At 72.3% G+C, this 26,878-nt stretch carries 23 protein-coding genes and 1 pseudogene; 12 read left to right on the top strand and 12 right to left on the bottom strand.

Annotation, left to right across the window (positions count from 1 at the left end; genetic code table 11):
• A complete protein-coding gene (locus ACYF6T_RS31230) occupies nucleotides 1-1,056 on the bottom strand; it encodes a C40 family peptidase (RefSeq protein ID WP_461700661.1) in 1,056 nt (351 codons plus the stop codon).
• A gap of 503 nt (nucleotides 1,057-1,559) precedes the next feature.
• On the opposite strand from ACYF6T_RS31230, the gene ACYF6T_RS31235 reads away from it, so the two are divergent.
• The gene (locus ACYF6T_RS31235) at nucleotides 1,560-2,081 is read left to right on the top strand and encodes a lytic transglycosylase domain-containing protein (protein WP_461700662.1); all 522 of its coding nucleotides are present in this window, start codon (nucleotides 1,560-1,562) and stop codon (nucleotides 2,079-2,081) included.
• A gap of 4 nt (nucleotides 2,082-2,085) precedes the next feature.
• Here ACYF6T_RS31235 and ACYF6T_RS31240 read toward each other — a convergent pair whose 3' ends face one another.
• The 3 genes and pseudogenes from ACYF6T_RS31240 to ACYF6T_RS31250 all read right to left on the bottom strand — a co-directional run bounded on the left by ACYF6T_RS31240 (nucleotide 2,086) and on the right by ACYF6T_RS31250 (nucleotide 5,239).
• On the bottom strand, nucleotides 2,086-2,625 hold the full coding sequence (locus ACYF6T_RS31240; protein WP_461700663.1) for a cysteine hydrolase family protein: 540 nt from the start codon (nucleotides 2,623-2,625) through the stop codon (nucleotides 2,086-2,088).
• A gap of 31 nt (nucleotides 2,626-2,656) precedes the next feature.
• Nucleotides 2,657-3,949 (bottom strand): alpha/beta hydrolase, encoded by a 1,293-nt coding sequence (locus ACYF6T_RS31245; protein WP_461700664.1) that lies wholly within the window; start codon nucleotides 3,947-3,949, stop codon nucleotides 2,657-2,659.
• A 162-nt stretch (nucleotides 3,950-4,111) separates the two neighbouring features.
• A pseudogene (locus tag ACYF6T_RS31250) lies at nucleotides 4,112-5,239 on the bottom strand (SGNH/GDSL hydrolase family protein).
• Nucleotides 5,240-5,459: 220 nt separating this feature from the next.
• On the opposite strand from ACYF6T_RS31250, the gene ACYF6T_RS31255 reads away from it, so the two are divergent.
• The 5 genes from ACYF6T_RS31255 (at nucleotide 5,460) to ACYF6T_RS31275 (ending at nucleotide 11,028) form a co-directional block, all read left to right on the top strand.
• Complete coding sequence (locus tag ACYF6T_RS31255) at nucleotides 5,460-7,643, top strand: glycoside hydrolase domain-containing protein (RefSeq protein WP_461700665.1); 2,184 nt, start codon at nucleotides 5,460-5,462, stop codon at nucleotides 7,641-7,643.
• Nucleotides 7,644-7,681: 38 nt separating this feature from the next.
• Nucleotides 7,682-8,368, top strand: a complete 687-nt coding sequence (locus ACYF6T_RS31260; RefSeq protein ID WP_461700666.1) for a hypothetical protein — start codon at nucleotides 7,682-7,684, stop codon at nucleotides 8,366-8,368.
• A gap of 35 nt (nucleotides 8,369-8,403) precedes the next feature.
• Complete coding sequence (locus ACYF6T_RS31265) at nucleotides 8,404-8,871, top strand: hypothetical protein (protein WP_461700667.1); 468 nt, start codon at nucleotides 8,404-8,406, stop codon at nucleotides 8,869-8,871.
• A 150-nt stretch (nucleotides 8,872-9,021) separates the two neighbouring features.
• Complete coding sequence (locus ACYF6T_RS31270) at nucleotides 9,022-10,020, top strand: ArsR/SmtB family transcription factor (protein ID WP_461700668.1); 999 nt, start codon at nucleotides 9,022-9,024, stop codon at nucleotides 10,018-10,020.
• A gap of 135 nt (nucleotides 10,021-10,155) precedes the next feature.
• Nucleotides 10,156-11,028, top strand: coding sequence for an SCO6745 family protein (locus ACYF6T_RS31275; protein ID WP_461700669.1), 873 nt, complete (start codon nucleotides 10,156-10,158; stop codon nucleotides 11,026-11,028).
• A 37-nt stretch (nucleotides 11,029-11,065) separates the two neighbouring features.
• Here the strand turns inward: ACYF6T_RS31275 and ACYF6T_RS31280 are convergent, their stop codons facing one another.
• Both ACYF6T_RS31280 and ACYF6T_RS31285 read right to left on the bottom strand, forming a co-directional pair.
• Nucleotides 11,066-11,494 carry a VOC family protein gene (locus ACYF6T_RS31280; RefSeq protein ID WP_461700670.1) on the bottom strand — a complete coding sequence of 143 codons (429 nt, stop codon included), beginning with the start codon at nucleotides 11,492-11,494 and terminating at the stop codon, nucleotides 11,066-11,068.
• 38 nt (nucleotides 11,495-11,532) lie between these two features.
• Nucleotides 11,533-12,420, bottom strand: a complete 888-nt coding sequence (locus ACYF6T_RS31285; protein ID WP_461700671.1) for an SDR family NAD(P)-dependent oxidoreductase — start codon at nucleotides 12,418-12,420, stop codon at nucleotides 11,533-11,535.
• Nucleotides 12,421-12,491: 71 nt separating this feature from the next.
• Between ACYF6T_RS31285 and ACYF6T_RS31290 the strand changes: the two genes are divergently transcribed.
• The gene (locus ACYF6T_RS31290) at nucleotides 12,492-13,433 is read left to right on the top strand and encodes a LysR family transcriptional regulator (RefSeq protein ID WP_461700672.1); all 942 of its coding nucleotides are present in this window, start codon (nucleotides 12,492-12,494) and stop codon (nucleotides 13,431-13,433) included.
• A gap of 44 nt (nucleotides 13,434-13,477) precedes the next feature.
• On the opposite strand, the gene ACYF6T_RS31295 is transcribed toward ACYF6T_RS31290, so the two are convergent.
• Nucleotides 13,478-13,954, bottom strand: coding sequence for a MarR family winged helix-turn-helix transcriptional regulator (locus ACYF6T_RS31295; protein ID WP_461700673.1), 477 nt, complete (start codon nucleotides 13,952-13,954; stop codon nucleotides 13,478-13,480).
• An 87-nt stretch (nucleotides 13,955-14,041) separates the two neighbouring features.
• On the opposite strand from ACYF6T_RS31295, the gene ACYF6T_RS31300 reads away from it, so the two are divergent.
• Nucleotides 14,042-14,944, top strand: coding sequence for an alpha/beta hydrolase (locus tag ACYF6T_RS31300; RefSeq protein WP_461700675.1), 903 nt, complete (start codon nucleotides 14,042-14,044; stop codon nucleotides 14,942-14,944).
• On the opposite strand, the gene ACYF6T_RS31305 is transcribed toward ACYF6T_RS31300, so the two are convergent.
• On the bottom strand, nucleotides 14,941-16,047 hold the full coding sequence (locus ACYF6T_RS31305) for an AI-2E family transporter (RefSeq protein WP_461700677.1): 1,107 nt from the start codon (nucleotides 16,045-16,047) through the stop codon (nucleotides 14,941-14,943). The two genes, ACYF6T_RS31300 and ACYF6T_RS31305, sit on opposite strands and share 4 nt — an antisense overlap.
• A 214-nt stretch (nucleotides 16,048-16,261) precedes the next feature.
• On the opposite strand from ACYF6T_RS31305, the gene pepN reads away from it, so the two are divergent.
• The 3 genes from pepN to ACYF6T_RS31320 all read left to right on the top strand — a co-directional run bounded on the left by pepN (nucleotide 16,262) and on the right by ACYF6T_RS31320 (nucleotide 21,318).
• On the top strand, nucleotides 16,262-18,697 hold the full coding sequence (gene pepN / locus ACYF6T_RS31310) for an aminopeptidase N (protein WP_461700678.1): 2,436 nt from the start codon (nucleotides 16,262-16,264) through the stop codon (nucleotides 18,695-18,697).
• A gap of 394 nt (nucleotides 18,698-19,091) precedes the next feature.
• Complete coding sequence (locus tag ACYF6T_RS31315; RefSeq protein WP_461700679.1) at nucleotides 19,092-19,418, top strand: effector-associated constant component EACC1; 327 nt, start codon at nucleotides 19,092-19,094, stop codon at nucleotides 19,416-19,418.
• On the top strand, nucleotides 19,408-21,318 hold the full coding sequence (locus ACYF6T_RS31320; protein ID WP_461700680.1) for a caspase, EACC1-associated type: 1,911 nt from the start codon (nucleotides 19,408-19,410) through the stop codon (nucleotides 21,316-21,318). Before ACYF6T_RS31315 ends, ACYF6T_RS31320 begins: the two co-directional genes overlap by 11 nt.
• A 13-nt stretch (nucleotides 21,319-21,331) precedes the next feature.
• On the opposite strand, the gene ACYF6T_RS31325 is transcribed toward ACYF6T_RS31320, so the two are convergent.
• The 3 genes from ACYF6T_RS31325 to ACYF6T_RS31335 form a co-directional block, all read right to left on the bottom strand.
• Nucleotides 21,332-22,360, bottom strand: a complete 1,029-nt coding sequence (locus ACYF6T_RS31325; RefSeq protein ID WP_461700681.1) for an AraC-like ligand-binding domain-containing protein — start codon at nucleotides 22,358-22,360, stop codon at nucleotides 21,332-21,334.
• A gap of 114 nt (nucleotides 22,361-22,474) precedes the next feature.
• Entirely contained in the window at nucleotides 22,475-23,050 is a 576-nt protein-coding gene (locus ACYF6T_RS31330) for a hypothetical protein (RefSeq protein WP_461700682.1), read from the bottom strand.
• Between the two features lie 110 nt (nucleotides 23,051-23,160).
• Nucleotides 23,161-23,394, bottom strand: a complete 234-nt coding sequence (locus tag ACYF6T_RS31335) for a hypothetical protein (RefSeq protein ID WP_461700683.1) — start codon at nucleotides 23,392-23,394, stop codon at nucleotides 23,161-23,163.
• A 211-nt stretch (nucleotides 23,395-23,605) separates the two neighbouring features.
• Here ACYF6T_RS31335 and ACYF6T_RS31340 point away from each other — a divergent pair, with 211 nt between their 5' ends.
• Complete coding sequence (locus tag ACYF6T_RS31340) at nucleotides 23,606-23,752, top strand: hypothetical protein (RefSeq protein WP_351577368.1); 147 nt, start codon at nucleotides 23,606-23,608, stop codon at nucleotides 23,750-23,752.
• A gap of 33 nt (nucleotides 23,753-23,785) precedes the next feature.
• On the opposite strand, the gene ACYF6T_RS31345 is transcribed toward ACYF6T_RS31340, so the two are convergent.
• Complete coding sequence (locus ACYF6T_RS31345; RefSeq protein ID WP_461700684.1) at nucleotides 23,786-26,839, bottom strand: AfsR/SARP family transcriptional regulator; 3,054 nt, start codon at nucleotides 26,837-26,839, stop codon at nucleotides 23,786-23,788.
• Nucleotides 26,840-26,878: the final 39 nt, after the last annotated feature.

Genomic DNA, 26,878 nt, shown 5'->3' on the forward strand with positions numbered 1-26,878 from the left:
TCAGACTCCGGGTCGCACGACGCCGAGGATGGGCATGGAGGCGGCGGGCGCGGTGGTGACCGTGCGTCCGGGCCGCGGGGCGTGGACGATCTGCCCGCCCCCGATGTACATGCCCACGTGGGTGGCGTCGCTGTAGTAGATGATCAGGTCTCCGGGCCGCACGGCCGCCAGGGCGACCCGGGTCAGGCCCTGCCACTGCGCCTGCGAGGTGCGGGGTATGGGATGGCCGGCCGCCGCCCACGCCGTGGAGGTCAGTCCCGAGCAGTCGTACGACGAGGGGCCCACGGCACCCCACACGTACGGCTTGCCGATCTGTGCCATCGCGAAGTCGACGGCTCTGGCGGCCGCGCCGCCGGCCTTCGTGGTGCCGGCCGCCGCCGTGGGGCCCTTCCACTCGGACTTCGCCTTCTGCGCCTGGTCCTGCTCCAACCGGGCCAGCTTCTGGGTCTGGTCCTTCTTCAGCCCGGCCTCGATCCGCTCGGCCTGGGCGATCTTCTCCTCGATCTCCTGCTTCGCCGCGGCCTTGTCCGCACGGCTGGCCTTCAGCTCCCGCAGCTTCTTGGCGGCGGCGTCGGTCTGCCGGTCCAGGTCCGCGCGGGTGGTGTTCTGCGCCGCGGAGACGTTGACCAGGTTGCGCATCGCCTGACGGGCCTGGGACGCCTCGTCGAGGGCCTGGTCGGGGTGGTCGCCGAGCAGCAACTGGATGCCCGTTGCGGCCAGATCGCCTCCCCGGTACTGGGTGCGCGCGGCCGCGCCCGCGAGGTCGTGCAGATCGTCCACCCGGTCCTCGGTGCGGGCCAGGGACCTGCGCAGCGACGTCAGCCGCTTCTCCTGCTCGGTCGCCTTCTCGTCGGCGGTGTTGTAGGCCTCGGTGGCCACCTCCGCCTGGCGGTACAGGCCGTTGAGTTCGGTCTGGATCTCCTCGACGGACCGGTCCTGCGGGTCGGGGTCGCTCGGGGCCGCGTAGGCCGGGCCGGGAATCAGGGTGATCGCGCAGACGAGGGCTGTTGCCGTGGCCCGACTTCGCAGACGTCTGCCGCCGGTCGACACGTTCATCAACTCCACTTTCACAGGTCGCGTGCAGGCGGCCCGTACGAACGACTCACCCCTCGCGGTCTCCAACACGAGCCCCGCGAAAGGCCGTTCGAGCCTTCAGCACACTACCTTCCCCGGTGGGCCCGAACCCGGGGTCCCGGCGCGTGTCACCTGCTCACGGCGGCGCGGGCCACGCACCGGGTCCGCCGCCGCCTGCCCTTCGGTGCCCGGGCCCTTGCCCTTCCGTGCACCGCGGCCCGCCTCCCTTCGCCGGCCCGGTCCACGGCGCCCGACGCCCGGTTCACCGCCTGGAGCGAGACGTTCACGTGACGGGCGGGGACGCCGTCCCGGGGTCGCGGACCGGGGATCGCACCGGAGCAGTCCGGATTGAGGGCGGGCCGCGCGGGCACGTTCACTGCGCGATCGCGCACGATCTGCGGCCCGCGCGGGCCAGGGAGAAACGAGGTGGGGATGGCCGAACCGACGACGGCGGTGCCGGGGCCGGTCAGGCGGACGGGGGCGAGGTGCGGACGCCGCCGCTGCGGCCCGGCGGCTACGATCCGGCCGAGTATGCCGGACGGGTGGTGCACAGCGCCGAGGAGGCCGGGGTGTCGCCGGTCCTGGTGATGACCGTGCTCTACAACGAGGCGTACAAGCCGCACCATCCGCTGTGGGAACGGCTGTGGCAGTGGTGGAAGCCCCGGGCGTCCTTCGGGGTGGCCAACATGCACCGTGCGACGTTCGAGCGCGTCCGGCGCTCACATGGCCTGTCCGGGCACTGGCACGACCTGCGCGACGATCCCGCGTTCGCCATCCGGGCCGCGGCCCTGCACCTGAAGGACCTCGACCGGAGCCTTCCGCACCGGCACGTGCGCCACTACACAAGCGACGAGTTGCTGGCCCTGGGCTACAACGCGGGAGAACGCAATATGCGGGCGTTCGCCCGGGGGGTGCCGCCGGGCCCCATGGCACGGTCCTACCTGCGCCGTTTCCGTGCCCACCGCAGCCGTGCCGCCGCGGCCCTGGTGACGGGCGGGCCGGTGTGAGCGCTCAGGAGCACCACAGATCGCCGCTCCCGCAGACCCGGGCGCCCATGTTCCGTTCCATCATGCGCAGCGCGGCGTCGGCGAGGTCGGCGTGGATGTGGGCCACCGCGTCCCGGGGGACGGTCACGTCGAGGTGGCGGATGTGCGCGTCCAGCGCCGAGTAGAGGATGCACTGCTCGGTGACCTGCCCGCACAGCACCAGATGGTCGATGCCCTGCTGGGACAGCAGATAGGCCAGGGGCGTCTCGTAGAAGATCGAGTGCCGCGCCTTGACCACGAAGAGGGAGCTGTCGTCGGGCACGACCGGCTCCACCAGGTCGGCGTGCGGGCCGGCCAGGGCCTTGTCGAGGAGCTCGCCGTGATGCGAGCGCCATTCGCCGAAGTTGTCGTTGACGTAGATGACGGGCACCTCGTTCCCGCGCGCCCGTTCCAGCAGCGAGGTCACCTTCGGCACCACGTCGGTCACCGAGGGCAGCAGGAGCTCGGCGTCGGCATGGTCGTAGGTGTTGATCATATCGATGACGGTCAGCGCGGTTCGGCCCATGATGTGCAGAGTGCCCGGATACGGCCGAGCGTCACCGGTGCGTCGCCGCCGTGGGCGTGGGCGCGGTGCCCTCCGCGCGGACGGGGCGGTGGCCGGGCCTCGGGGCGGCCGCGGGCGGCGTCGCCTTCGTGGGGTGGTGCCGGGGTACGACGTCCTGCGGGAAGGTCAGCTGGGCGCTCATCCAGGTCAGGGCGGCGGGCATCTCCCGCACCCAGGTGGGGAAGTTGTGGCTGCCGTTCTCGGGCAGGATCGAGGCGACCCGCATGGGCGGCCTGACGGCCTGGAGGAAGGCCCGCGTCTGCGCGTACCCCTTCTCGCCGTGTTTGCTGTTGGCGACCAGGACCGAGACCTGGGGCGCGGGCAGGTGCTTCAGCCGCCACATCAGGTCGTGCCCCGAGACGCGGGCGGCGCGGCCGGGACCGGTGCCGAAGAGGTTGCCGGTGGTGGGGTCGTCCTTCACCCGGTAGTCGGGCGAGAGGGCGACGGCGGTGGTGTAGACGCCGGGGTTGCGCATCGTCAGCTGGAGGGCGCAGCTGCCGCCGGAGGAGTAGCCCATGACGCCCCAGGCGCTCGCGTCGTGGCCGGCCCGGTAGACGGACCTGATGGCCTGCGGCAGGTCCTTGGCCAGGAACGTCTCGGCCTGCGGGCCGCCGGGGACGTTGACGCACTCGGTGTCGCGCGGCGGTGCGATGGTGGGCCGGATCATCACCATGATCGTCGGCTGCATCCGCCCCTTGCCCTGCAGCTGGGCGGCCGTCTGCGGGACCCGCAGGTGCTGGGCGAGGTTGAAGATGCTGCCGGGGTAGCCGCTGAGCGCCACGATCACCGGGAAGCGCATGCGGTGGTATGCCTTCTGGAAGTACTGCGGCGGCAGGTAGACGAAGGCCGGATCGACCACGCCGGTGCGCCGCCCGATGATCTTGACCGACTCCACTCGCCCGGTGACCGCGGCCGGCCCGCTGGGCAGGCCGCCGACCCGGTCGAGCTGCTGGCTGCCGGCGGGCTGGACGAGCGACCCGTGGACGCTGCTGATGCCGCTCATCGAGCCGCCGTCGGCGCCGGCCGTCTGGGTCACGCCGACGGGAGCGGTGTCGACGTTGCCGAACAGCTCGCTCCAGGACCCGAAGAACTGGTACGACGAGTTCACCGCGCAGGCGAACGCCGCCACGAGAGTCACCTGCGTCACACCGATGGCCGCCAGCCGTCCGAGCACCGGCCGCAGCCCCGGGCGGGCGAAGCGTGGCCACAGCCAGACCAGCAGCGCCACACACACGGCGGCCAGCGCCGCCATCGCATCAACGGTTGCCCGACTGGTCAAGCCCATGTCACTCAGTCCCCGATACGCCTCTGCACGGTCCTTCGCACAGGAGGAGGGCTGAACAGCCATCCGCGTTCCGTAACGAGAGCAATGAGCAAAAGACATGGCCTGTTCCGTAATGCCGGGGAATGCCCTCCCGCGGCACCCCGCACCGGTTCCTCGGGGGCGTTACCAGCGAAGCGGCAGGGCGGCGAGGTACTGGTCGAGCAGGCCGGAGATGATCCGGTGGTCGCGGGCGGAGGGGTGCCAGTCGCAGCCCAGGTAGTCCAGGCCGGCGCCGTCGTAGTACCAGTGGCCGATCCGGTCGTCGCCGCGCCGGTTGCGGTCCCGGACGATGCGCTCGGTGGCGTCGGCGAACGCGGTGGTGTCCGCCAGGCGGGTCGCGCTGACCACGATGAACGTCCTTCGGCCGTACCGGTCGCGCAGCGTGTCGAGGAAGCCCTGGTACGCCGTCTCGTAGTCGGCGATCAGCTCGGCCTGCGTCGCCCAGCGCTCGCCTGGGTTGAGGGGGGTCGAGAAGTCGTTGATGCCCAGTCCCACCACGACGGCCTGCGGCCGCCAGGTGACCGGCCTGTGCCAGACGTCGCCTTCGATGTTCAGCAGGGCCCGGTCGTAGGAGGTGCGGAAATCCGTGCCGGGGTCGGTTCCGTCGTGGTTGCGGACCATGCCCCGGCCGGAGAAGGCGTTGAGCTGGCAGTCGGCGCCGAGCCGGCGGGCGGTCACGGGCCCGAAGGCGAGGTCGGCGTCGCTGTTCCTGTCGACCCCGCCGATGCCCGAGCAGTCGCGCGTGCCGGAGACGTCGCCGTAGCCGGCGGTGAAGGAGTCGCCGATGTACTCGATCTGCCGGGTCCGCGCCCGGGGCCGGGCGAGGATCACGCCTCCGGGAGCGGCGACGAAACCGCCGAACCGGCCCGCGGCCCAGGGGCTCTCCGTGCGTTTGACGAGCCGGACGCCGTGCTCGGTGTCGGCGAGGCCGTCGATCCAGGCGGTCGTGCGGCCCGGGGTGACGAGGGTGGCGGCGGCCGTTCCGTCGATCTGGACGTCGTAGTCGTTGTCGGCGTCGTCGAGGACGATGCCGACGCCGGTACCGCGGAACCGCCCCTCGAAGTAGACGCCGGGTCAGCTGTAGCGCACGGTCCCGTCGGCGGCCCTCTCGACCCGGCCCGCCGTGTGGAAGCGGGTTGCGGCAGCCGGGGCCGTCGAGGCGCGCGAGGGGGAAGCGACGGCGGCGACCAGGCCGGCAGCGGCGGCGGTGACCAGCGTCCGACGGGTGAGACGAGGGGGCGACGGCTGCATGCGGCCATCCTTGGGGGTGAGTAGGGATAAGGTCGCCTCAGCGGTGGGAGCGCTCCCATAGCGCGCCTCTCCACGGTGACCCGCCGAGCATGACCCTGTCAATGCACCCCGGTCCGCACGCTTAGACACGGTTCGAATTGATTGCCGGGCCTACGCGCCGTCGCGGAGGCTTTCCGCGCACCGACGAGCCGACCGAGCTCGGTGCAAGGGGGAGCCGGCGATGGCCGACGCGATGGTGGAGCAGGCCCAGAGATTCATCAACTCCTACAACGTCGACGGCATACCGAAGGTGGAGGTCAACGGCAGGACGAGCTGGACGGTCATGTACGCGCTCACCCGGGCGTTGCAGTACGAGCTGGGCCTGACCACCCTCTCGGACAGCTTCGGACCGGCGACGCTCGCCGCGCTGCAGAGCCGCTTCCCGGTCGTGGACGCGGGCACCCGGCACGGGAACATCTATCGGATCGTGCAGTCGGGCCTGTACTGCAAGGGATACGACGGCGACCAGATCAACGGCGACTACACGGAACGCGTCGCCCGGTCGGTGACCGAACTCAAGCAGAACATGGGCGTCGACGGCGTCTACCCGGGCGACGGACTGACGCCCAAGGTCTTCAAGGCGCTGCTGACCATGGACGCCTACGTGGTCGTCGCGGGCGGCACGGACGCCATACGCAGCGTCGAGCGGTGGCTCAACGGCCGCTACGTCGGCCGCAGGGACTTCTTCGTGATCCCCTGCGACGGCAACTTCTCCCGCGACGTGCAGAAGGCCCTCGTCTACGCCATCCAGTACGAACTCGGCATGAGCGACGACGTCGCCACCGGCTCCCTCGGCCCCGCCACGAAACAAGGACTGCGCCAGCACACCGTGGCCGAAGGAGCCACCGGCACCTGGGTCAGCCTGTTCAGTGCCGCCATGCTCTTCAACCGGCGCCCCGGCGTCTCCTTCACGGACACCTTCGACGCCCAACTCAGCTCTCGGGTGCGGGAGTTCCAGAGTTTCGTACGTCTTGCCGTCAACGGTCAGGGCGACTTCCCGACCTGGGCCTCCCTGCTGGTGTCCACGGGTGACAGCAGCCGCCCCGGCACCGCCTGCGACACCGTCACGGAGGTCACCCCGGCCCGCGCCAGGGCCCTGTACGCGGCCGGCTACCGCTACATCGGCCGCTATCTCTCCAACGTGCCGGGCTCCACCCTCAACAAACGGCTCCAGCCCGGCGAGTTGGCGGTCATCGCCGCACAGGGCCTCAACGTCTTCCCGATCTACCAGACCTACGGCGGTGAGGCGGCCTACTTCCGGCGCGCCCAGGGCATCGCCGACGCCCACGCGGCGATCGAACGCGCCCGCCACTACGGCTTCAGACCCGGCACGCGCATCTACTTCGCCGTCGACTTCGACGCCCTCGACCACGAGGTGACCGACAGCGTTCTGCCCCACTTCCGGGGCATCAAGGCCACCATCGACGAGTACGGGCCCGAGTTCCGCATCGGCATCTACGCCCCGCGCAACGTGTGCAGCCGGGTCGCCGCCGAGGGCCTGACCACGGCCAGCTTCCTGTCCGACATGTCGACCGGGTTCTCCGGGAACCTCGGCTACCCCCATCCCGTCGACTGGTCCTTCGACCAGATCGCCACCATCGCCGTGGGCAGCGGAGACGGCGCGATCACGATCGACAACGACATCGCCTCCGGCCGCGACGAGGGGCAGAACAGCTTCCTGCCGGAGGACGACGACAGCCAGTTGGACGGCCTGTTCAACAAGTCGATGTTCCAGGGCGTGCTCCTCGCCGACGTCCAGAACTACCTCGTCAACTCGATGGGGGTGCCCGAGCAGGGCGGCGACGGAGGGCTGTCCCTGAGCACCCGTACCACCACCCAGTCGTTCCAGGCGGTGATGGACCTGGACTGGCTGACGACGTCCCTTTCGCGTACGTACGGCATGCGCAAGGCCCTCATCCAGTGCCCTCTGCTGTGGGAGATCAGGGCGTACAACATCGGCGACAAGGCCGCGGACGACGCCGTGGAAGCCGGCCTGAAGGACGACAGCAGCACCGGTCTGGGCCAGATCTTCGCCGCCACCGGCATCCGGGCCCGCAACTACTGCATCCGTGCGGGGATCATCACCGGCCGCATCATGGACGCCGGCAACTCCGACGACCTCGACGCCATGTGGCGGGCCCTGCACGACGACGACGTGTACAACGTCAGCACCATCCCGGCCGTGCTGGTGGAGGGCGCCGCCGACATCGGTGTCGCCCGGCCGTCCGTGAACAGCAGCGACGACGACAGCCGCCGGATCATGGGCCGGTACAACGGGACCGGCGACGGCGCCGAACGCTACGGCAACGCGATGATCGGCCTCTACGCCGTCTTCGAGAAGTACAACCGGCTCTTCCGCGACTGACCGCGGTCCACTCACCCCATCGCACCGGAGGCAACGCCATGGCCTTGCCCGATCCCACCCTGCCCCGACGCCTGCTGCTGCGCACCGCCGCCGCGGCCGTGTGCGCGGCCGGGGCCGTCCCCGCACTCGCCACGACCGCCACCGCCGCGACGGACCGCGCCGGCCACACGGCACCGGCCGCCCGTGCCGGCGAGGCGCCCCGAGAACGACCGCGCACCGGCGCGGTCAGCTCCAACGGCTGGCCCATGGAGAAGGGCGCCGACATCGGCGGCGCCCTATGGAGCAGACCCGTGCCGGGCACCGGAGCCACCGTCGCCGTGCGGCTCGGCGCGGTCTCCACCGTGCTCCTGTACGTGATCAGCCGCTACCACTACGAGGTGGAAGCCCTCGGCCCGGACGACATTCTCGGCTTCCAGGCCCCGCACGGCCTGCGCGGCTTCCGGACCGACTACGCCTCGGGCACCGCCGTCGCCCTCCGCCCCGGCGCCCACCCGCCGGGGGCGGCCGGAGGGCTCTTCCCGGCTCAGCGTGCCGCCGTCGCCGACATCGTGGCCGACTGCGCGGGAGTGGTGCGGTGGGGCGGCACCTTCCGCACCCCGTACGACGCGCACTTCCACATCGACGTCCCCCCGTCCGACGAGCGCCTCGACCGGCTCGCCGCCCGGATCGGACGCCGGGACCAGACCCCGGGGCAGGGCCCCGGCACCGCCGCCCTGCGCGGCTGAGACCCCGCACGAAACCGACCCTGAGGGAGACACCAGTGAGGAACACAGCGAAGTCCCTGGCCGCCGCGTTCGCCGCCACCGCCGCGGCCGTCGTCACGGCCCTGGGCGTCACCGCCGGCCCCGCCTCCGCCGCCTCTTCGAGCGCGCAGTACGACACGGCCTGCAACCTGACCTACTCCTACATCCCCGCCGGCGCCCACCACGGCGCCGGCGACGTGAACTACTGCCGTCTGTGGGGCGGCAGCATCGGCGTCCGTTCGGCGCCGGGGTCGAGCACTCTCGTCGGCACCATCAACAGCGCCAACACCAACTGGTTCCGCGGGGACACGCTGGACGCGCAGTTCTGCTCCAGCGGCTACTGCAACAACGCCTGGGCGTTCACCGAGGCGGACAACGGCAACTGGGGCTGGGTGCCGGAGGTGTTCTTCTCCAGCTCCAACACCACCTGGGACCCGAACCTGCGCGCCTGCAGCGCCTACCCCGGTCTCTGCGCCCCCTTCTAAAGGCACGGTCACCCGAGAGCGGTCCACGCAGGACACGGCCGCGGCGCTCGTGCGCCGCGGCTTGTTCGCGCCGACAACCATACGCAGCAGTCAGTCGTCTCACTGACGGCACACCGACCACCGTGCCGCACACCCCCCACCGCATTGTGAGTGACCGACTCGATGCTTCGTATCCACTTCACCGCCCGCGATCTGGAAAACGTCCGCATAGCCCAGCAACCCGACCCGCTGTGGGAACTCGTCTGCGCCGTCTGCCGTCTGAACAGCCGTCAGGGACCGCTCCCCTTCGGCGGCTGGCGTCACTCGGTCGCCGAGCGGCTGCTCGCCGACACACAGGCGACTCGCGCCGTACGGCTGGCGAAGTCCCTGATTCCCGCCACGGGTTACATCCCGGACTTCCTCACGCCGCCCGTCACCGGAGAGGGTCTGTCCGCCGGCCTGGAACAGGTGCGGGCCACGCCACGGGAACGATTACTGCGCGACCTGCGGCTGTTCGCCAGGGCCCGCGCGCTGCCCAACGCGGCCATGCACACGGCCCTTTCGGCCAACACCTTCGTCACCTCGCTCGCCACGGCCTTCGAATCGTCCTTCCGCGCCCTGCTGGCGCCGTACTGGGGTCCCGTACGGTCGGCGGTGGGCAACGATGTCGCGCTGCGCTCGCAGGCCCTGCTCCAAGGCGGCACGCGCGCCCTCTTCGACGGGCTGCGCCCGTGGGCGCGCTGGCGGGCTCCCGTGCTGGAGGTGGACTACCCGAGCGCACGCGATCTGCATCTGGAGGGCCGCGGCCTGCTGCTCGTGCCGTCGTACTTCTGCTGGCGCAGGCCGACCTCGCTCGCCGACCCGCACCTCGACCCGGTGCTCGTGTATCCGGTGGCCAAACCGCCACTCGGCCTGGTGGGCGCGAGTGAGGAACGGCTCGAACGGCTGCTGGGGCGCACCAGAAGCGCCGTGCTGATGGACGTCGCCCGGCACGGCGGCCGCACCACCACCGAGATCGCCCGCACGCTCGGCATCGCCGCTCCCAGCGCGAGTTACCAGATCGGCGTGTTGCGCGAGGGGGGTCTCGTCGTCAGCCGCCGCGACGGCAAGTACGTCCTGCATTCGGCGACCGCCCTGGGCCGCGGCCTGCTCGACAGCAGCAGCGCGTGACGGGGGCGCGAGCGCGTCCTCCCGGTGCGGCCGTGCGCCCGGCTTGTTATGACGGCTGTCATGACCGATGCTGCCCTGTGTCGGCGGTGCGGCCGACGTTCCGGGGATACCTTCCGGCCAGGGAGAGGGTGCGGCATGGCGACGACGGCGCGGATGATGTGGGAGCGGCTCGAACCGGTCCACGATCTGCTCTATTTCGCGCCCGAGGCCCGCCGGACGGCGGACGAACTCGGCATGCGCGGCTTCTGGATGGGTTACTTCGCCCTGCGCGCGGCTCCCCTGGGCCCCGTGCCCGCCGGCGTCGTCACCGCCTGCTTCTACGTCTTCCATCCCGCCCGTGTCGCACGCGCGCTGCCGGACGCCTGGCGGTACGCGGCCCCGGAGGACGTCCTCGCGGCGCGGCTGCGGGCCATGGACGCGGCCATGACGGGGCTGTTCGGCCGTGACGCGGTCACGTCGGCGCGGATGGCGGAGGCCGCCGACCTGGCATGGCGGGCGGCGGCCGCCGCCGGCACCGCCGGCCGGCCGCTGGCCGCCGCGAACCAGGCTCTCGACCGTCCGCGGCAGGCGCACACGCGGCTGTGGCAGGCGCTGACCACGTTGCGCGAGCACCGGGGTGACGGCCATGTCGCCACGCTGGTCGGGCACGGGCTCTCCCCCGTGGCCGCCATGGTGCTCAAGGCGGCCGCGGGGGAATCGGACGCCGCGTTGCTGCGCGAGGGGCGCAGGTGGGAGCCGGCCGACTGGGCGGCCGCCGAGACGGAACTGCGCCGACGCGGCTGGCTCGACGAGGACGGCGCGCTGACCGCGGAGGGCAGCGCCGGACGCGGCGCGGTCGAGGCGCAGACCGACGCGCTCGCCGCACAGCCCTGGCGGGCTCTCGGCCAGGAGCACACCGCCCGCCTCGCCGACCTCCTCACGCCCCTGGCCGGCGCGGTACGAAAGGCCGGGCTGCTGCCTGCCGGCAATCCGGTGGGGCTCACCGGCACCACGGCCGCGCACGCGTGACGACGGCGCGGCCGCGCAGCCGTCTCGCGTTCCCGTTTCAGTCGAGACAGAACTCGTTGTCCTCGATGTCCCGCATGACGATGCACGCGTCGTGGCCGTCGTACAGGAGGCGTTCGCGCACCGCGCCGAGGGCGACCAGTCGTGTGCACTCGGCCTCGAGCACGGCCAGCCGCTCCTCGCCGACGAGTCCCGTGCCGACCCGCACGTCGAGGTGGACCCGGTTCTTGACGACCTTGCCCTCGGGGACGCGCTGGAAGAACAGGCGCGGTCCGACGCCCGCCGGGTCACCGCACGCGAACCACGACCCCCGCTCCTGGGGCGGCCGTGAGCGGTCGAAATCGTCCCAGGTGGCGAACCCCTTCGGGGGCGGCGACACGACGTATCCCAGGACCTCGCACCAGAAGCGGGCGACGCGCTCGGGTTCCGCGCAGTCGAAGGTGACCTGGAACTGCTTGATCGAAGACATCGGCGCACCCTAGCAAGTGCCGGCCGCTACGCCGCTGTTCAGGGGGTCAGCAGCCGGTCCTGCTCCACCGGAGGCGTGCCCTCGTGCCAGTCCAGCGCCTTGCCGAAGCGGACCAACTCGCCGTACAGGGCGGGATCGACGTGCTCGGCGAAGACCAGGTCGAGCACGGCCTCGGCGGCCCGGGCCGGTGACTGCGCGTGGCTGAAGTCGCTGAACCAGGGGCGTGAGGTGGCGGTGTCGACCATGCCCGGGCACACCGAGGCGATGAGGGTGCCGTCGGCGAGGTCGCGCTCGCGGCGTTCGGCGGCGACGGCGCGGACGGCGGCGACCTGGGCCACCTTCGAGGGGACGTTCAGCCAGACGGGCCAACCCGCCTCCTGCGCGGTCTTGTTGTGGATCGCGCGGCGCCACGACTCGACGGCGTACTCGACCTGGTCCAGGCTCGCCCCGTCGAACAAGTGGTGCAGCCGCGGGTCGAGATGGCCCAGGGTGCCCAGACTGCTGGCGACGACGAGGAGCCTGCCGCCGGGGCGCAGGACGGGGCCGAAGGAGCGCAGGACGGCGTGCGTGGCGGTGTTGGAGACGTCGATGAACTCGTCCGCCCGCTCGGCCTGCGACTCCTGCGGCAGGACGCGGGCGACCGCGTTGGAGATGACGACGTCGACCCCGCCGTGGCGGGCCGTCAGGTCGTCGGCGAGGCGGGCGATGGCGTCGGTGTCCGTGACGTCGAGGACCCGGCCCTCGACGCGTGCGCGCGTACCGGGCAGCCGGCCCACCTCGTGCGCGGCGTCCGTTACGCGCCGGTGGTCGCGGCCGGTGAGCAGGACGAGGTCGTCGGGGTCCATACGGGCCGCCAGCCCTTCGACGAGAGCGCGGCCGAGTCCTTGGTTGGCGCCCGTGACGAGGGCGATGCGGGAAGTGGCCATGCACCCCACGCTAGAAACCGCACAGCCATGAGTCCAACGAGACTTCGGCAAGGCTAGTATGCGTAAACGTCATGGACTTCAGGGATGTGTCGCTCACCGCACTGCGCGTCTTCCGCACCGTCGCCGAACAGGGGACCTTCACCGCGGCCGCCGCGTCGCTGGGCTACACCCAGTCGGCGGTGTCCCGGCAGATCGCCGCGATCGAACGGGCGGCGGGCGCCGAGTTGCTGGAACGGCGGCGCGACGGCGTACGGCTCACCCCGGCCGGCCGCCTCGTCATGCGCCGGGCGACGGTCGTCCTGGACGAGATCGACGCGACCGCGCGCGAGCTGTCCGGTCTGCCCGGACAGGCCGGCACGGTGCGGCTGGGCTGGTTCCCCAGCGCCGGCGCCGTCCTGGTGCCCCGCGCCCTGGCCGCGCTGCGCCGCACGGACCCCGGCCTGCACGTCGTGGGCCGGGAGGGCAGCACGCCGGCACTGGTGCGGGCCCTGCGGGCCGGCAGCATCGATCTGGCGCTGCTGGCGTCGGCGCCGCCCTTCCGGCCGCCGGACGCCGAGTCGCCACCGCTGGTGGTGCGGACGCTCACCGAACGCGCCCTCATGCTGGCGGTGCCCGCCGGCCACCCGCTGGCTCGCGGTGACTTCGTCGACGTGGTCGATCTGCGCGGTCAGCGGTGGATCACCGGCTCCTCCTCGCGGGAGGACACGCTGATGGGCGTGTGGCCGGGCCTGGACGAGCGGCCCGAGATCGCGCACACCGTCCGCGACTGGCTCGCCAAGCTCCACCTGGTCGCCGCGGGCTGCGGGCTGACCACCGTGCCCGCCGTGCTGGCCCCGGCCGCACCCCCCGGCGTCCGCGTCCTGCCCGTGCGCGGCGGCCCCCAGGAACAGCGGCGTCTGCTCCTGGCCCGCCTGCCCCACCCGCCGGCCGACCCGGTCGTCCGCGTGGCAGCCGCCCTCCGCGCGGCGGCCGTCGACGCGGACGAACCCGAACCCTCCCACCCCGGCCCCTGACGACCCGGCGAGGCCGTGCGCCCGACACCGGGCGGGCAGGCCACTCAGCCCGTGGGCAGGCCGATCTGCTCGGCTTCGAGCGCGGAGCGCAGTTCGGCGAGGACCTGCACGGCGGCCGGTCCCGACGGGCCGCCGAGGACGCCGGCGGTCAGCTCGGCCAGGGTCTCGGTGAAGGTCTCCTCCGCCGCCTCGGCGAGCCGCACGCCGTCGTCGGTCAGGTCCAGCAGCGACGACCGGCGATCCGACGGATGGGGTCGCCGTACGACCCAACCCCGTTGCTCCAGGCGGTCGATGCCCTTGCTGGTCGCGCCGATCCCGATGGCGAACTCCACCGCCAGGTCCGCCACCCGGGCCCCGGGGTGCTCGTGCAGGAAGCGCAGGAACTCGAACTGCGAGGTGACGATCCCGTGCCGCTCGCGGAGCCGGTCGTTCAGCGCGTTGTACAGGCGCGTCTCGCAGCGGACGAGATCGCCGAAGAAGCCCGGGAGATCGACCCGGCCACCGCTCGACTTGGATGCCATGGCATATATCCTAGGCTATATTCCCAGGAATATAGTGCTCAGGAATATAGTTCCACGACATGCACGTGGTGTGAGACGGAGGCAGTGATGAGCAGGCAACAGCGCGCGGAGATCGACGCGAGGGTCCGGCGGCCCCGCCCCGAGGGCGGCCGGTCGGTGGCGGAGCTGCGCGCGGGGTTCAGGGCGATGATGGCCGAGATGACCGTTCCGGCGGAGATCCGCACGCAGACCACGACGCTCGGTGACCGGCCGGCGCTCCTCGTCGAGCCGGACGGCACTGCCGAAGCAGGGACGCTGCTGTACTTCCACGGCGGCTCCTACGTGGTCGGTTCACCGCAGACGGCGTTGCCGCTGACCGGGAACCTGGTCACCCGCTCCCGGTTCAGGGCGTTCTCCCTGGACTACCGGCTTGCCCCGGAACATCCGTTCCCGGCCGCGATCCAGGACTGCCTGAACGCCTACCGCGCACTTCTCGACAGCGGCGAGGACCCCTCGGCGATCGCCTTCGCCGGCGACTCCGCCGGTGGCGGCCTCACCGTCACCACCTGCCTCGCCGCCCGCGACGCGGGCCTGCCGCTGCCCGCGGCGATCGTGGCGTTCTCCCCCGGCCTCGACCTGACCCGCACCGGCTCGTCCATGGACTCCAAGGCCGGCATCGACCCGTTCTTCACCCGGGAGGGCATGGAACACACGGGGGCCATGTACCTGGCGGGACAGGACCCGCGCCAGCCCCTGCTCAGCCCCGCGGTCCTCGCCGACCTGACCGGCTTCCCCCCGATGCTGCTGCAGGTGGGCACCAACGAACTGCTCCTGGACGACTCCACCCGCCTGGCCGCCCGCGCACGGGACGCCGGAGTGGACGTCATCCTGGACGTCACCGCCGACGTGCCCCACGTCTTCCAGGCGTTCGCCGGCGCCCTGGAGGAAGCCGACGCGGCGCTGGACCGCGCCGCGCTCTTTCTCCGCCAGCACGTTCGCGCGAGGCGCTAATCGGCACCGCTCACGGCCCGGTCCGGGTGCTCCGGGAGCCGGTCCCCCCGCATCGGCAGCTTCAGTGGTCGCCCGCCCCGGTGTGCCCAGACGTCACGGAGGACGACCTGGATCATCCCGGCGACCGGAATGGCGAGCAGGGCACCGAGGATGCCGGCGATCTCGACGGCCAGCAGGATGGCGACCAGCACGGTGAGAGGGTTGAGTTTCACCGTCCGCGACAGGATGACCGGCTGCAGCAGGTGGTTCTCGACCTGCTGGTAGACGACGAAGAAGACGATGGCGGCGATGCCGGCCGGCAGGGAGTGGATGAACGCCGCCACCGAGGCGACGACGGCTCCCAGCGTGGCCCCCACCAGAGGGATGAGGTCGGCGAGCGCGACGAACAGCGCCAGCAGACCGGCGAACGGCACCCTCGCGATCAGGAGCATCACATAGGTCAGGACGCCGCAGATGACGCTGATCAGCAGGTTCCCGGTGAGGTAGCCGTTGACGGTGCGGGCGCAGGCGGCACCGACCCGGCGGATGCGAGCGGCGCGTGCCTCGTCCGTCAGGGCCAGCGCACCGTCGATGGCCTTGGGTCCCTCCAGCACCATCAGATACGCCAGGACGAAGATCGTGACGGCTCCCGCGACCGTGGTCGCCGCACTGCGGACGAAGGCCAGGGCGGGTGTGCCCAGCCCGGTGGCGAAGGAGCGGATCTGGTCCTGGTGCTGCTGGACGTAGCGCAGGGCATGCGTGCGCTCCAGCAGGTCGCCGACGGGCCCGCGGCCGGCCCGGGCGTCGTCGATGATCGTGGGCAGCCGGCCGGCGAGCCGGGTCCCCTCCTCGGCCAGCGGGGCCACGAACAGCGCGACCAGACCGCCGACGACCACCACCGCGACCAGGAAGACCAGCAGCGTGGCCACGGAACGGCGACAGCGCGTCACCCGGCGCTCCAGCGCGTCGACCGCCGGGTAGAGGGCGACCGCGAAGAACAGCGCGATCACCATCCACACCAGGACCCGGCGCGTCTGCACCACCACTTGCAGTGCGACATAGGCGGCGAGCACCAGACCGATGGCGGCGAGAATGGTGCGTACCGGAACGGGACGCCTCTCCATGGACACTGGGTGCCCGACCGCCCGCGGCGGAAACGACCACTCGCCCCTGACACCTCGCGGGCGAGTCGGCGCGGCCGCCTGGCGACGCACCAACCAGCGTCGACCGCCGGGCAGTTGCGGTGGACACGGCACTCCGGCGCCACGCGCAAATCCCCTGTGATCAACGGCGGCCGCCGTCGTACGCTGTCGCCCGCCGTCTGCCGAGGGAGCACACATGGGGATCCGCAGCCTGACACGGGACGAAGCCGAGCGCCGGGCCGCGCTGCTGGCGGTCGAGCGGTACGAGGTGGACATCGACCTCACCGCCCTGCCCGAGGGGCCCGAGGTCCGGTGCGTGTCCACGGTGACGTTCACCTGCCGGGAACCGGGCGCGGACACCTTCGTGGACTGCGCGGCACAGGTGGTCGGCGCCACTCTGAACGGCGCCGCCCTCACCCCGGGCGACGACGGCCGCATCCCGCTGCCCGCCCTGGCCGAGCGCAACGTGCTGCGGGTGGAGAGCGTCCAGGCCGACACGGCCGCCGGTCCCGGCGTGCACAAGGCCGTCGACCCCGCCGACGGCGAGGTGTACGTCTGGACGAGCTTCGAACCGGACGAGGCGCGGTTCGTCTGGGCCTGCTTCGACCAACCCGACCTCAAAGCCCCGCACGCCTTCACCGTCACCGCTCCCGCCGCGTGGACCGTGACCAGCAACTCCGGCGACCCGCGCGTCGAGGAACTGCCGTCGGCCCGCCGCTGGACCTTCCCGGACACCCCGCCCCTGTCGGTGTACAACACCGTCGTCAACGCGGGGCCCTTCCACGAGCTGCGCCACCAGGCCGACGGCCACGACCTGCGCCTGTACGCCCGCCGTTCGCTCGCCGCCGTCCTGGAACGCGACGCCGACGAGATCTTCACCCTCACCCGTCAGGGCCTCGCCTTCTACGCCGACGCCTTCGCGATGCCGTTCCCGCAGCGCCGGTACGACCAGGTGTTCATGCCCGAGTTCGGCGGGGCGATGGAGAACTACGGCTGTGTGACCTGGTCGGACGCCTTCCTGCGGCGGGCCGCGCCGACCCCGGCCGAGCGCGAGCTGTTCGCCAAGGTGCTGCTGCACGAGATGGCGCACATGTGGTTCGGCAACATCGTCACCATGCGCTGGTGGGACGACCTGTGGCTCAACGAGGCGTTCGCCGAGTTCGCCTGCCACTGGGCCGCCGAGCGAGCCACCCGGTACACCGACGCGTGGGCCGGCCATCTGGTCGGCGACAAGCTCAAGGCGTACCTGTCGGACCAGGGTCCGGCCACGCACCCGATCCACCAGCCCATCCACGACGTCGACCAGGCCGCGTCGATCTTCGACAACATCACCTATCCCAAGGGCGCCTCCGTCCTGCAGCAGCTGATGACCTACGTCGGCGAGGACAGCTTCCGGACGGGCATGGCCGCCTACTTCGCCCGCCACGCCTGGGCCAACACCACCCTGCAGGACCTGATCGAGGCGCTCGCCGAGGCCAGCGGCCGCGACCTGGACGCCTGGCGCGCGGCCTGGCTCGAGACGGCGGGCACCGACCGCTTCCGTCTGCGGCGGGACGGCGACACGCTCACGCTCGTGGCCGACGGCAGCCCTCGTCCGCAGGTGCTGGCGGTGGGCGCGTACGACAGGAACGGCTCGGCGTTGGAACGCACGGCATCGGTGCGCGTCGAGGTGACGGGGACGCGGACCGAGGTCGCCGGCCTGCCGCTCACGGCGGACGTCCTGCTGATCAACGACGACGACCTGACCTTCGCGACGACCCGCCCGGATCCCGCGGCCCGGGACGCTCTCTTGCGCACGGCGGCCCGTCTGCCCTCGGCCCTCTCCCGGGGCGTGGCCGCCGCCACCGTCTGGGACATGCTGACCACCGGCGAGGCGACGGCCGTGGAAGCCGGACAGTGCCTCACCGCGGTCCTCGCGGCCGAGACGTCGGACGCGGTGATCGAGCCCTATCTGACCCTGGCCACGAGCATCGCCGAACTGTGGGCGCCGCCCGGCGCCCGCGCCGCACTGGCCACGGCGCTGGCGGCCGTCTGCCGCCGCCTCGCCGACAACCCCGGCCGCCGCCGCGTCGCGCTGCGCGCCCTGGCCCGCACCGCGACGAGCGACGACGACCTGGCCTGGCTCGACGGGCAGGTGGCGGACGACGCGGACCTGCGCTGGCACCTGCTGGTACGCCAGGCCGAACTGGGCGCGGACGTCTCCGCCGAGGCCGCCCGGCTGCTGGACCGCGACCCCGATCCGGACGCCTGGATCCGCGCCCTGACCGTACGCGCCGCCCTGCCCGACCCCGCCGCCAAGGCCGACGTCTGGCAGCAGCTGGTCCTCGACCGCCGCGTCCCCATCAGTTCGGTCGGTCACGTGGCGGCCGCGTTCTGGCGCCCCGGTCAGGAGCCGCTGCTGGAGCCCTACGCCCAGCGCTACCTGGACGCGGTCCCTGACCTGCACCACGGCGGAATGATCCCGGCGATGGCCTTCACCAGGCACCTCTTCCCCCTGCACGCCATCGACACCGCGTACATCGACAAGGCCCAGCAGGCAGCGCTCGAAGCGGCCCCGGTGGTGCGCACCACCCTGCTGGAACGGTCGGACATGGTCAGGCGCATGCTCCGCACCAGGGCCGGCGGTGCCTGAGGGAGCCGCTCACGCCATGGCCGGTCGCTCCATGCGCCTGCACCACATGGTGTGGCACACGGCACACGGCTCCTAGGGACGACGGCGAACGGCCACCCGGTCGCGCCGCTCGCCCCGCGCACGCACCCACCCCAGACAGGCGGGAGTGACCGCACCGGCCCGCTTCCCCGTCATCTCGGCCAACTGACAGCCGAGACCGGCCTCTTCGCGCCGTATCCCGGTCGCAGGCGGGCGGTTCCCGGCAGGTTCCGGTCTTCCGCGCGTACCGCGGACCCGGCGTCCCTAGGGTCGAAGCGCCTGGCAGACCCTCGTCCCGTACGCGCGGGCGAGTGCGCGTGAGGCGTCGGCGCCCGCGGCAGCGGGCACAGGGGGGTCGGGCCTGAAAGGGGCAAGGGTGGGCGCGGTCGAGATCTCGGCGGAGGATCCGGACGATTTCGACGTCCTGTACGGCGAGTTGCAAGGACGCAGCGGAATCACGGTGGAGGCGGTCGCCGCGCCCATGCGGCCCGGTGAGCAGGGCTCGGTCGTGGATCTGCTGACGGTGGCCTGCGCGTCGGGCGGTGCCGTCGCCGTGCTGCTGGGGATCGTCAAGTCCCTGCTCGAATCCGCAGGCCCCGGCTTCGTCCTGAAGGTCCGGCAGGGGAACGTCCGGCTGAAGATCACCGCCGACACCTTCGAGGACGCCCGCCCGGTGCTGGAGGATCTGCTGGGTGGACGCTGACCTCAGCCGGGCCCGCGCCCTCCTCATCGGCAACGGCGTGTACCGGGACGCCCGCATCCCGAACTTGCCCGCGGCCGCGTGCGTCCAGGCGATGGCGGCCCTGCTCACCGGCCCCCTGTGCCGATGGCCGGCCGACCGCGTCACGACTCTGGTCGACGTGTCCTCCCCAGGCGACCTGGCCCGCAAGGTGATCGCCGCGATCGACGACACCGACGACGTGCTGCTGGTGTACTACGTCGGCCACGGCGTGCGCACCAGCGACGGCCAACTCGCCCTCACCGTGGGCGACACCGACGCCGACCCGCGGGCACTGCCGCACACCGCGCTGCTGTACGAGAACCTCGCCAAGATCCTTCGCCACTGCCGGGCGGCCACCACACTCGTCCTCCTGGACTGCTGCCACGCGGAACTCGCCAACAAGGCCACCTACGTGTTCCAGTCCGTCGACTTCGGGGAGACCTACCCCATCGACGGCGTGTACGTGATCGGCGCCAGCGGCAGCCACATGAAGGCCAAGACCCTCCCGAACGCGACCCTGACCTGCTTCACCGAGGCCTTCTTGTCGGTGGTGCGCCGCGGCATCCCCGAAGAGCCGGACCCCGAGTTGTCGCTGGAGCGGATCTTCCTCGAACTGCGGGCGGAGCTGGGGCGCAAACTGCTGCCGGAGCCGGTGGAGAGCGGAGCCCGCGGAGCACACCGGTACCGGTTCGCCCTGAACGCCGCCCATCCCGCCCACCGCGAGAAGCTCATCGAGGGCGGCGAAGACGTCGTCGTACCGGAAGTTCCGCCCCGCCTGGACCGGCGTACGCTGCTGACCGGTGCCGGCACCATCGGTCTGACGGTCGCCAACACCCTTCTGACGCTCAACGGCCGTCTGACCGGCACGGCGACCGGCTCGCACGCCGACCCGCCCGGCAACCACGCCTCCACCTCGGCGACCAAGGCCGCGATGACCGCGCTGGGGCAGCCGGTCCTCGGCCACACCGACCGCGTCTACTCGGTGGCCTTCCACCCGGGCGGACGGGTCCTGGTCAGCGGCAGCGCCGACCAGACGGTCCGGTTCTGGGACCTGACCGATCCCGCGCGGCCCAAGCCCGTCGGCGCGCCCTTCCCCGGCCATACCGACACGGTCTACTCCGTCGTGTTCAGCCCCGACGGCAAGCTGCTGGCGGACGCCGGCGCCGACCAGAAGGTGCGGCTGCTGACCGTGGCCGACCCCGCGAAGCCGGTGACCCTCAGCCGGCCGGCCACCGGCCACACCGACGCCGTCTTCTCCGTCGCCTTCGCGCCGAGCGGCGAACTGCTGGCCGGTGGCAGCGGGGACCGCACGCTGCGCCTGTGGAACGTGTCCGACCCCGCACGCCCGAAACTCCTCGGCGGGCCCGTCCTCGGGCACACGGACGCCGTTCTGTCGGTGGCCTTCAGCCACGACGAGAGCGTCCTGGGCAGCGGTGGCTCCGACCACGCGGTGCGCCTGTGGAACGTGGCGGACCCTCCCGCCCCCATCGGCCCGGCCCTGCCCGGCCACACCGACCGCGTGTACTGCGTGACGTTCAGCCCCAACGGGCATCTGCTGGCCAGCGGAAGCGGTGACCACACGATCCGGCTGTGGAACGTGAAGGACCCGGCGAACCCGGCCTTCCTGGGTCACGCCACCGGCCACTCCGACGCCGTCAACGCGGTCGCCTTCAGCCCCGACGGGCGGGTCCTGGCCAGCGCCGGCAGCGACAAGACGATCCGCCTGTGGCACGTCACCGAATCCACCGCCCCGTCCCTCCTCGCCCACCCCCTCACCGGCCACACCGACGCCGTCTACGCCGTGGCCTTCAGCCCCGACGGAAAACTGCTGGCCAGCGGCAGTGCGGACCAGACAATCCGCCTGTGGAAACACGCCACTTGAGAAACCGGCCCGCTCACCGCACGACGTGCGCCGCCTCTTCGCACTGCCGGCGGTACTCCCTCGGCGACATGCCGTAGGCGTTGCGGAAGACCTGGCTGAAGTGGGCGGGGCTGGAGAAGCCCCAGCGCGCGGCGATCGCATGGACCGTACGGGCCGTCAGCCGTGGGTCGGCGAGCTCGCGTCGGCACTGTTCCAGACGGCGCTCGCGAATGTGGCCGGCGACGGTGAGCCCGTCGTGCTGGAACAGCTTGTGCAGATACCGCAGGGAGATGTGGTGGGCGGCGGCGATCACGTCCGGGGTCAGAGCCGGGTCGCCGAGGTGGTCGTGGATGAAGGCGCGGATCCGGGCCCTGAGCGCCTGCTGCCGGGTGTGCGCGGGCACCGCGCTGCCGGTGTCCAGCGCGGTGGCGAGAGCCGTGGTCAGGATGTCGAGGGTGAGAGTGGACAGCCGGCTGGTGTCCGCCGGCGTGAGTTCGTCCAGGTGACGGGCGAGGTGCAGCAGATACTGGGAGGACAGTGCGGCGATGCCGTGGTGGCCGGGTATGCGGACGGCGCTCAGACGCCGTACCTCCTTCTCGGGCAGGTGCAGGAGCGAGGGCGCGAACTGCAGCACCAGCAGTTGGCAGGCGCGTGGGCCGGCGTCCAGTGTCGCCGTGTACGGCCTGGAGGTGTCGTAGAGGACGAGGTCGCCCACGGCGAACCGCGCCTGCCGATCGCCTTGTGTGACGGCTCCCTCGCCCCGGACCGCGACGCCCAGCTTGAACAGTCCGGGGTCGCTGCGGCGGATGAGCCGGTCCGTGCGGTGGATGGTGTACGGAGTGGTCGTCATCAGTGCCAGTTGCAGGGTGCCGAGTTCACGGGTGCTCATCCGGGCCCGGAAGGTCCGCCCGTGCTGCGGTTCGCGGCGCAGGTCGTAGGGCACCCAGGTGCGTGCGCTGACGTCGTGCCAGAAACCGAACCGCTCCTCGGCCGGTACGTCGTCGGTGCTGACGGCGTTCGTGCCCCACGATGGTGGCGCGGTGGTGGCGTCGCGGTGCGGCATGTGCGTCTCCCCGTTTCTCCCGTTCTCCGTCCTCTCTCTGGTCTAACGGCTCGGGGATGTTCGCCTTCGGGACACCGGCGCCGAACAAACAACGCCGCAACAACGGCGCCTGCCCTAGCAGGGCTTGACGTACCAGACCGGGGTCCAGTCGAAGCTCGCGTCGCTGAACGGGGCCCGGGGGGTGGTGTAGATGACCCTGCGGTTGCGGTCCTTGAACTGCGCTTGGGTGCCGGGGGTCTGGTTGTTGTAGTAGGAGCCCTCGCCGAGCCAGTCCTGCAGCGCGTAGTCCTGGCAGTGGTAGAGGGAGAGCCGCTCGCCCTGCCCGAGGGGCTGGCGGTACATGCAGAAGTACGTGTAGTCGCACTCCCAGTCCTCCGTGGTCCGGGCCGCGTCCGGTGCGGCCAGGTCACGCACGTACCGCTCGCCGGGGACGGTGAGCGTCAGCGTCGCCCCGCCGGCCAGCCGGATCTCGTTCGCGGCGACCTGGCGCCCGTCCTGCCGAGCGAGGTATCCGTCCACCTTGGCCTGCAGGGCGCCGGCTTGCTCCGCGGTGAGTCCGGCTGCGCGGGCTTGAACGACGAAGGGCGTGTGGCCGCCCGCCGTCTCCGCGAACGCCGGGCCGGCCCATCCCACGGCGAGCACGACGACGGCCCCGGCTGCCAGGGACGCGTACCGCTTCAGTACCGACATCACATTCCTTTCCCGAACACGGATCGACCGCTGTTGTTCGGAAAGGGTGCATGCCGCAGCCGGGGCCGTCCTTACACCTCAGCGCACACTGCTGTGCTCTGCGTGCACGGTCAGGCACGCGCCTGCTGCGAGGCACGGATCCCCCGCGGTGCGGCGTGGACGGCCGGCCGGGCCCTGACGGGCTCCAGGCGCCGCAGCCACCAGCTCGCCAGCGCGAGCAGGCCCGTGAAGACCGCCAGGAGCAGCAGGCACGTCCACATGGTCCGGTCGCCGGGGGCCGTCCATCCGGTCCAGGCGCTCGAAGCCGCCCACAACGCCACGCCCGCGGCGTACAGGGCACGCATCCGACGCAACTGCCGCACGACCGGACGGACGTGATCAGGAGTCTCAGGGTGCATCGACATGCGGCGCCCAGTACCCCGTCCGGGCCGTACCGCACCTGTCATCTCGTCCGGTGGCCCAGCCCCGCACAGGCCGCCGGGCAGGGCTGAGCCGACCGGTCGGGGGTAACCGAGCCGACAGCAAGGGAGAAAAGCCCCGCAGGGAAGGAGCGTCATGCCCGGCATGATGGAGCGCATCAAGCAGTTCGCCAGGAGCCCCCAGGGCAGGCGGGCGGCCGAACAGGCGCGGCGGGCCGCGGCGGACCCGCGGCGCCGGGCCCAGGCCCAGCGCCTGCTGGGCAAACTCCGTGGCCACCGTTGACCAGAGGTGACGCGTCGCGTCACTGGTGACGGATCACGGGCTGTCGAGCAGGGTCGACACCTCCCGCGCCCGCGGGGAGCCGAGCGCCGTGTAGAGCCGCAATGCCTGCTGAAGGTGGCCGGTCGCCCGGTCCGGGGCCGGACCGGAGCGTAGGACGGCGGCGGTTCCCATGTGGGCGCGGGCCTGTTCCTCCTGCTCGTCGATCTCGCGGGCGACCGCGAGGGCCTTCGCGTGGGCGTCGAGGGCCTCGGCCGGTCGCCCCAGGCCCTGCAGGGCCTCGCCCAGTCCGTTGAGGGCGCCGGCCTCGCCGTAGCGCTCGCCGATCCGGCGGAACAGTTCCAGGGCCTCGCGCTGTCGTCCGGCCGCCTCCTCGTGGCGGCCCAGACCGCTGAGGGCGTTGCCCAGGTTGGTCAGCGCGTGCCCCGTCCCCGAGGCGTTGCCCAGGCGCCGGAAGAGGGCCAGGGCCCTGTCGAAGTGCCCCGCGGCCGCCGTGTGGTCGCCGAGCCGGGCGAGGAGGATGCCCAGGTTGCCGAGGGCGCTGGCCTCTCCCATGGGATGGCCCACGGTCCGGTACAACTCCAGCGCCCGCTCGTAGCGTTCGATCGAGGCCGTGAAGTCCTCCAGCAACTCCAGGACGATCCCCAGGTTGTTGAGCGCGTCCGCCTCGCCGTGCGGGTCGTCGACCGAGCGGAACAGCGCGACCGCCCGCTCGTGCGCTGCGGCGGCCTCCCGGTAGCGGCCGCGCAGTTCGAAGAGGACCCCCACGTTCGTCAGGTGCCGGGCCTCGCCCGCCGCGTAGCCGATGCGGCGGCACAACGCGAGTGCGGTGTCGTGGAGTTGCCGGGCCTGGTCGTAGTCGCCGAGCCGGCGGTGGACGGCGCCGAGGAAGCCCAGCACGTCGGCCTCGCCCCGCGCGTCCCCCACCAAGCGCGCGGCCCGCAGGGCGTGCGTGTGCAGGGTCAGGGCGTGCGTGTAGTGCCCGGTGCGTTCGTAGTGGCGGTGCAGGGTGGTGGCGATGCGCACCGTGTGGCGGGACGGGCCGGGCTCTTCGGTACGGGAGCACAGCGCGACCAGCGTGGGCTGCGCGGCGGCCAGCCAGGCGCGCGCCTCCTCCGCGGTCCGCAGGGGCGGCAGGCCGGTGGCGGGACGCTCCACGTCCGGCCGCAGATGGCGTTCGGCGGGGTAGAGGACGTCCATGGCCGCCGACGACGCGGCCAGGCAGTGGTCGAGCAGGCGGGTGAGGGCGGCATCGCGTGCGGCCTTCGGGTCGTGCCGGGCGGCGAGTTCGGCCGCGTACGCCCGCAGCAGGTCGTGCATGCCGTACCGGCCCGCGCCGACGCGGTGCACCAGGTGCGCGCCGGCGAGCCGGTCGAGCGCCCGTCGTACGGCGTCCACGGACGCGCCGGCCAGGGCGGCGAGGGAGTGGAGGTCGGCGTCCGGCCCGGGGTGCAGGCCCAGGAGCCGGAAGAGCCGGGCCGGCAGGTCGGTCAGGCGGGCGTAGGACCAGGAGAAGACCGCGCGTACCGCGGCCCGCGGGTCGTCACCGGAGTCCAGCAGGTCCAACCGCCGCTGGTGGTCGTGGAGTTCGGCCACGAGCCGGCTGAGCGGCTCGTCGGGCCGGGACAGGACCAGCTCGGCCGCCACCCGCAGGGCCAGCGGCAGCCGGGCACACTGCCGCGTCAGGTCCTCGGCGCAGGCCCGCTCGGCGTCGACGCGCTCGCCGATCAGCGCGCGCAGCAGGTCCAGGGAGTCGGCCTCGGAGAGCGCGTCGAGCACCACGCGGTGCGCCCCGTGCACGGACACCAGCGCGCCCAGCGCGTCCCGGCTGGTGATCAGCACCCGGCAGTCCGGGCTGCCCGGCAGCAGGGGCCTGACCTGGGCGGCGGAGGCGGCGTTGTCCAGGATCACCAGCAGGCGCCGGCCGTCGAGCGCCGTACGGTAGCGCGCCGCGCGGTCCTCCAGGCGCGGCGGGATCTCCTGCACGGGCACGCCCAGGGCGGTGAGGAAACCGGTCAGCGCCTGGGACGCGGACAGCGGTGACCGCGGGTCGTAGCCCCGGAGGTCGACGTACAACTGCCCGTCGGGGAAGGCGCCGCGCGCCTGGTGGGCCCAGTGCACCGCCAGCGCGGTCTTGCCGACGCCCGCGGTGCCGGAGACGGCGGAGACGACCACTGCGGCGGCGCCCGCGTCGCTGCCGGTGGGTGTCAGCGCCCGGGTGAGGTCGGTGAGCTGTTCATCGCGTCCGGTGAAGGGACGTATGTCCATGGGGAGTTGGGCGGGGACCGGCGGCGGGGACTGCCGGGGGGCCGGGCGACGGCGCGGGGTGGTGCCGCCGCTCGACAACTCCTCGTACAGGGAGCGCAGTTCGGGGCCGGGAGGTACGTCCAGCTCGTCGGCGAGGTGTGCGCGGATTCCGCCGTAGACGTGCAGCGCGTCGGCGGTCGAGCCGACGTCCGCGAGCGAGCGCATGAGCAGCGCGGCCAGTTGCTCGGACAGGGGGTGCTCCGCCAGCACGGGACGCAGCAGTTCGGGCACCTGCTGCGGGCTGCCCTGCCGCAGACAGGCCTGGGCCCAGGCGAGGGCCGCCTCGATCCGCTCCTGGCTCCAGGCCGAGCGCATCCGCTCGGCCCACGTCCCGGTGAGCCCGGCCAGCGGGACGCCCCGCCACAGCCGGAGCGCTTGCGCGAGCAGGACGGTGCGCTCCGCGTCCGGGCACCCCGGCTCGCGCCCGCGCGCGACCAGGGAGCGGAAGTGCGTCAGGTCGACGGCGTCATCGTCCGCCTGCAGGACATAGCCGCCGGACACCTTGCCCAGGCGGATCGACGGCTGTGGCTCCGCGTCGCCGTTCTCCTTGGCCGCGGCCTCGTCGAGGAGCCTGCGTAAGCGGCTGATGTGGGAGTAGACGACGGAGCGCGCGCCCTCGGGCGGAGCCCCGTCCCACAGCCGGTCGACCAGCGTCTCCACCGGCACCGGGCGCCCGGTGTCGGCCGCCAACGCCGCGAGGACGGCCCGCCTTCGCGGCTGACCCGGCTCCACCTCACCCCGCGCGAGGCGTAATTCCAGTGGGCCGAGCAGAAGGAGCTTCAACGGTCCTCCGTCGCAAGGTTTTCGCAAGACGCGTTCCGC

Source organism: Streptomyces sp. 7R007, assembly GCF_054850255.1.

Coding starts and splice junctions, on each gene's coding strand:
- ACYF6T_RS31305 (WP_461700677.1), bottom strand. CDS start 16,047: ATGGAGAGGCGTCCCGTTCCGGTACGCACCATTCTCGCCGCCATCGGT.
- ACYF6T_RS31290 (WP_461700672.1), top strand. CDS start 12,492: ATGGACTTCAGGGATGTGTCGCTCACCGCACTGCGCGTCTTCCGCACC.
- ACYF6T_RS31260 (WP_461700666.1), top strand. CDS start 7,682: ATGGCCTTGCCCGATCCCACCCTGCCCCGACGCCTGCTGCTGCGCACC.
- ACYF6T_RS31280 (WP_461700670.1), bottom strand. CDS start 11,494: ATGTCTTCGATCAAGCAGTTCCAGGTCACCTTCGACTGCGCGGAACCC.
- ACYF6T_RS31330 (WP_461700682.1), bottom strand. CDS start 23,050: ATGTCGGTACTGAAGCGGTACGCGTCCCTGGCAGCCGGGGCCGTCGTC.
- ACYF6T_RS31255 (WP_461700665.1), top strand. CDS start 5,460: ATGGCCGACGCGATGGTGGAGCAGGCCCAGAGATTCATCAACTCCTAC.
- ACYF6T_RS31245 (WP_461700664.1), bottom strand. CDS start 3,949: ATGGGCTTGACCAGTCGGGCAACCGTTGATGCGATGGCGGCGCTGGCC.
- ACYF6T_RS31230 (WP_461700661.1), bottom strand. CDS start 1,056: ATGAACGTGTCGACCGGCGGCAGACGTCTGCGAAGTCGGGCCACGGCA.
- ACYF6T_RS31295 (WP_461700673.1), bottom strand. CDS start 13,954: ATGGCATCCAAGTCGAGCGGTGGCCGGGTCGATCTCCCGGGCTTCTTC.
- ACYF6T_RS31275 (WP_461700669.1), top strand. CDS start 10,156: ATGGCGACGACGGCGCGGATGATGTGGGAGCGGCTCGAACCGGTCCAC.
- ACYF6T_RS31335 (WP_461700683.1), bottom strand. CDS start 23,394: ATGCGTGCCCTGTACGCCGCGGGCGTGGCGTTGTGGGCGGCTTCGAGC.
- ACYF6T_RS31285 (WP_461700671.1), bottom strand. CDS start 12,420: ATGGCCACTTCCCGCATCGCCCTCGTCACGGGCGCCAACCAAGGACTC.
- ACYF6T_RS31300 (WP_461700675.1), top strand. CDS start 14,042: ATGAGCAGGCAACAGCGCGCGGAGATCGACGCGAGGGTCCGGCGGCCC.
- ACYF6T_RS31325 (WP_461700681.1), bottom strand. CDS start 22,360: ATGCCGCACCGCGACGCCACCACCGCGCCACCATCGTGGGGCACGAAC.
- pepN (WP_461700678.1), top strand. CDS start 16,262: ATGGGGATCCGCAGCCTGACACGGGACGAAGCCGAGCGCCGGGCCGCG.
- ACYF6T_RS31340 (WP_351577368.1), top strand. CDS start 23,606: ATGCCCGGCATGATGGAGCGCATCAAGCAGTTCGCCAGGAGCCCCCAG.
- ACYF6T_RS31240 (WP_461700663.1), bottom strand. CDS start 2,625: ATGGGCCGAACCGCGCTGACCGTCATCGATATGATCAACACCTACGAC.